The sequence below is a fragment of the Marinobacter azerbaijanicus genome, assembly GCF_030250645.1.
Lineage (GTDB): Bacteria > Pseudomonadota > Gammaproteobacteria > Pseudomonadales > Oleiphilaceae > Marinobacter > Marinobacter azerbaijanicus.
Genome location: NZ_JASSVS010000043.1, coordinates 1 through 3398, shown reverse-complemented (window position 1 = coordinate 3398; position 3398 = coordinate 1). Strand labels below are relative to the sequence as shown.

General features: G+C 50.8%; 5 protein-coding genes. All 5 read right to left on the bottom strand.

Annotation, left to right across the window (positions count from 1 at the left end; translation table 11 throughout):
- Positions 1-378: 378 nt before the first annotated feature.
- Positions 379-1494 carry a pilus assembly PilX family protein gene (locus tag QPM17_RS23315; RefSeq protein WP_285394143.1) on the bottom strand — a complete coding sequence of 372 codons (1116 nt, stop codon included), beginning with the start codon at positions 1492-1494 and terminating at the stop codon, positions 379-381.
- Between the two features lie 10 nt (positions 1495-1504).
- Positions 1505-2116 (bottom strand): PilW family protein, encoded by a 612-nt coding sequence (locus tag QPM17_RS23310; RefSeq protein WP_285394142.1) that lies wholly within the window; start codon positions 2114-2116, stop codon positions 1505-1507.
- Between the two features lie 17 nt (positions 2117-2133).
- The gene (gene pilV, locus QPM17_RS23305; RefSeq protein WP_285394141.1) at positions 2134-2550 is read right to left on the bottom strand and encodes a type IV pilus modification protein PilV; all 417 of its coding nucleotides are present in this window, start codon (positions 2548-2550) and stop codon (positions 2134-2136) included.
- Positions 2547-3062, bottom strand: a complete 516-nt coding sequence (locus tag QPM17_RS23300; protein ID WP_285394140.1) for a GspH/FimT family pseudopilin — start codon at positions 3060-3062, stop codon at positions 2547-2549. The genes pilV and QPM17_RS23300 overlap by 4 nt, the downstream gene beginning before the upstream one ends.
- The coding region (locus QPM17_RS23295) for a type IV pilin protein (RefSeq protein WP_285394139.1) at positions 3025-3398 on the bottom strand (374 nt) is incomplete at its 5' end. The genes QPM17_RS23295 and QPM17_RS23300, both read right to left, overlap by 38 nt.

Genomic DNA, 3398 nt, shown 5'->3' with positions numbered 1-3398 from the left:
TCCCGCAAAAGCGTCATCAAGCGTATCTACGTTCCCACCTACGTGCGCCAGCTCCCCAATGGTGAGCGAGTTACCGTTCCCGGTCATTACCGAAAGCCCTCCGAGGCCTAAGCTTAAGCCTCCTCCAGCAGGAGACTCGTCGCCAGTGCTACGCGCGGATCGCGGCGATGTTTACGTTCTGTTTGGTGGTAATAAAAATAGAGCGGCAGTTTCATAGACAAGATAAAACACAGCTTCCTTACTATACACAGGAAGCTACTTGCATAGATTAAATGGCTAAATTAGCCCACACCTCCTAGAAAACGTCCTCCCCAAAAGAAATATTTAACGTATGTCCTAAACCCATATTCATTTCAAAAGTCGTAAGTTGTGAAGAAATCATAGCCACCGCCGAATGCTTAACCCGTCACTTCCCGAGGTTGCTCCTACATTGTTCAAAGCCTCCGAGCTATATAAGACAGCAGGGTTTCCGTTCTGCATGTTGACCGTCGAGTTATAAGCTATAACCGCTCCCACCACCGCAATCGTTCCAGCACCTTGAGGTGCGCTAAAATTAAGAGAACCATGCCTCACGACTACAAGACCTGTGAATTTAAAATTCCCCGGCACATCCATAAAAAGGTCAACATTGTCTACAACGACAATGCCGGAACTTGGCATTGCAACCCCACCACCCGAATCCTGTCCAAAATAAGTAATCCTACCATCTCCCTCCTTACCCAACTGGACTAACCTATCTATATCCTCTTTCACTCTAGCCTCAGCACTGCTCCATTTTTCGTCCAACCCTTCGTAATTTTCATAGTCTTCGGCGCTTTCTATCTTTTCACCTGTGACACTGGAATTACCAAGTGCCACATTGCCATCAGGAACGATGTAAGCGGCCTTGTTAAATCCGCTGGGATTTACATCATTTGAGCTTATGCTACCTTTGGTATCGACATTAGCGTAATAGTCCCTCCCATCAATTACTGTCGGAGGATTCTTAGCGAAAAATTCACATGTCGCCCCAACACATGTAACAGCCGCCTCTGCATCCCTTATAAGACCTCGACTCTCTACCTCAACGACAACGGGAAGGCTTTCAGAAACAACAACATCATCATTCACCACGCTACCTATTGCAAAAATATAATCCCCGCCAGACAAACCAAGCGCAGCTTCAGTGAGACGCACATAACAAGCCACACGATTGCTGTAGCTTTGACATGAACCTGAATTACTTTCAGCCAATGCAGAAAATTCTGCCCAGGCAAGCTCGCTTTGAAAAACATCACCGTTTGTAACGAAGATGTCTTTCCGGCCTTCATTGATGATAGAAAAAATTTCAGACGCTACTGATTCTGCGTTCATTTGCGCTTCAACTGCCGCCTTATAATTACCGGCCAACCTCTCTTCCACCAATGAGGATTGCATACCCGAAAGGCCAAGCACCAGCGTCATCGCCAGCATGGAGAGAACGATGACAAGCGCGGCACCACGCTGATTTTCCATGCTCTTCGCCTCAGTTTATGTTAGCCACAGCAGCAGTTCGATTGGTGGCATAAAACTCAATATTGTCGGTATCACCGTCTCGATTGGATAAAAGTGTAAATCGAATCACCCAGATACCGCTGCCCTCATCTGTCTCGCTACTGACGAAGCCATCTTTTGCAAAACCGGCAACGAGCGGCTCGAAGTCAGAACCGCTGGGGGCATCATTGCAGTTCTGTCCCATATCCAATGACCATCCCTCGCTAGCACTGACGACGGTGTTGCTCAAGCGGTAGACGCGGACCACCTTGTTCCCGTCGCTACAAGCGTTTGTATCACCGTTATTGATGATCTCGATCCGAAGCTCTGTGTCTGAAAAGCTGATTTTAGGGGTACCCGATGCATCGACGTTGGCTCGGCGAATATCACGAATTAGCATTTCTGAAGCGAAAGTCAACGCTGCCTGCTTATTGCCCAAGAATTCGGTCTGGCGAAAATTCTGCAAGCCGACCAAAAAGAGCTGGCCAGCGCCAAGGATGATGACCAGGCCAATCACCAGCGCCACCATTAGCTCGATGAGAGTAAATCCCGACTGTCGCAGTCTCCCCCGGCGGCCGTTCTCTATACTGGGCCATGGTGACATCAGCTTGTGACTCCATATCAATCTAGTTGGGGTAGGCGAAAGGAATAAATGAAAGGTACCACCTGCTCATCAGGATCAGAAAAACGCTCCTCGGCCCAACCGATCGTTACTGCGTATTCACAAGCGTCCACTTCCTGTACTTGGGTGCTTCCATGCGAAGCGATGGGTAACAGAATGTTCCAGTGCGCCTTCCAGCCATTCAGACCCGTGTCGATTGGGCATTTCTTCTTGGAATCTTGAGCCATAATTGCCCAGGCGCGCTCCTGGGCGTCAATCGCCGCCAGGCTCACCACGGCGCGTTGATATCCCATGTGTGCGCTCTGCAGCGCCTTGAGCTGCATCGCCGCTACGCCTAGCAGACCGAAGGAGAGTATGACCAGGGCAACCAGGGCCTCGATCAGGGTGAAGCCGCGCTGCCGACTATTTATTATCATGTTGCGCTTCGACCTACCTTGCCAAACCGGCTGACCTGAATGCGATGGCTGGAGCCCGTGTCGTGTGTGAGTGTAAGCGTGCAGCCATCTGCGCAGTGCGTGTCATCTGCGATCCTACCCAGGCGGTTGAATTCAATAATGACCTCGTTAGCGGTGCCCGCATCGCTTGTCACATCTACCTGACCACTCGACATCTGCCGTATACGCAGCGAATTGGCCTCGCCCTCCTCGGAGACATAGAGGCGATATTCCCCGGGCGATCCCTTGTAAAGCTTGAATGACATCTCCTGCCTGCGCTTGATCGCCTCACTACGCGCCAGATTGAGCCCTGTCAGCACTACATTGTAATCGGCTGCCAACCGATTGCTCGCCATCATGTTCTGAAAACCGGGCACGGCAATGGTGGCGATGATTGCCATTACAACGAGCGTCACCAACAGCTCGATTAGCGAGAAGCCAAGTTGAAACCTTGCCTTACTGACCCCAACACGAATCTGGCCCACGAGTTCCATTGCTTTCTACCCATAAAATTTCACAACCATTTTTGACATTCCGTGTCGGACTTTTGGCTTCAAGTCGGTAAGATGTACCATTGTTGATAAGCTCTATCGCGCCGTAAACTCCATCAGGAGACTCGGTCGTCTGTAAGCATCCGCTGGCAGGATAGCTATTCGACACGGTGTAACACCGCTCCATTTCAGAAGCAGCCTGCATGAGCCCCGCTTGCCCGTCGCTGACCCTTGCTCGCTCTACGTAGCCCTGATAACTCGGCACGGCGATCGATGCCAGGATGCCGATGATGGCCACGGCGATGATCAGCTCGAGCAGCGTGAAGCCGGCGGTGTTTC

What these genes read in the sequence shown, in the direction of transcription:
- QPM17_RS23300 (WP_285394140.1), bottom strand. Translation starts at nt 3,062, where the DNA reads ATGGAACTCGTGGGCCAGATTCGTGTTGGGGTCAGTAAGGCAAGGTTT.
- pilV (WP_285394141.1), bottom strand. Translation starts at nt 2,550, where the DNA reads ATGATAATAAATAGTCGGCAGCGCGGCTTCACCCTGATCGAGGCCCTG.
- QPM17_RS23315 (WP_285394143.1), bottom strand. Translation starts at nt 1,494, where the DNA reads ATGGAAAATCAGCGTGGTGCCGCGCTTGTCATCGTTCTCTCCATGCTG.
- QPM17_RS23310 (WP_285394142.1), bottom strand. Translation starts at nt 2,116, where the DNA reads ATGTCACCATGGCCCAGTATAGAGAACGGCCGCCGGGGGAGACTGCGA.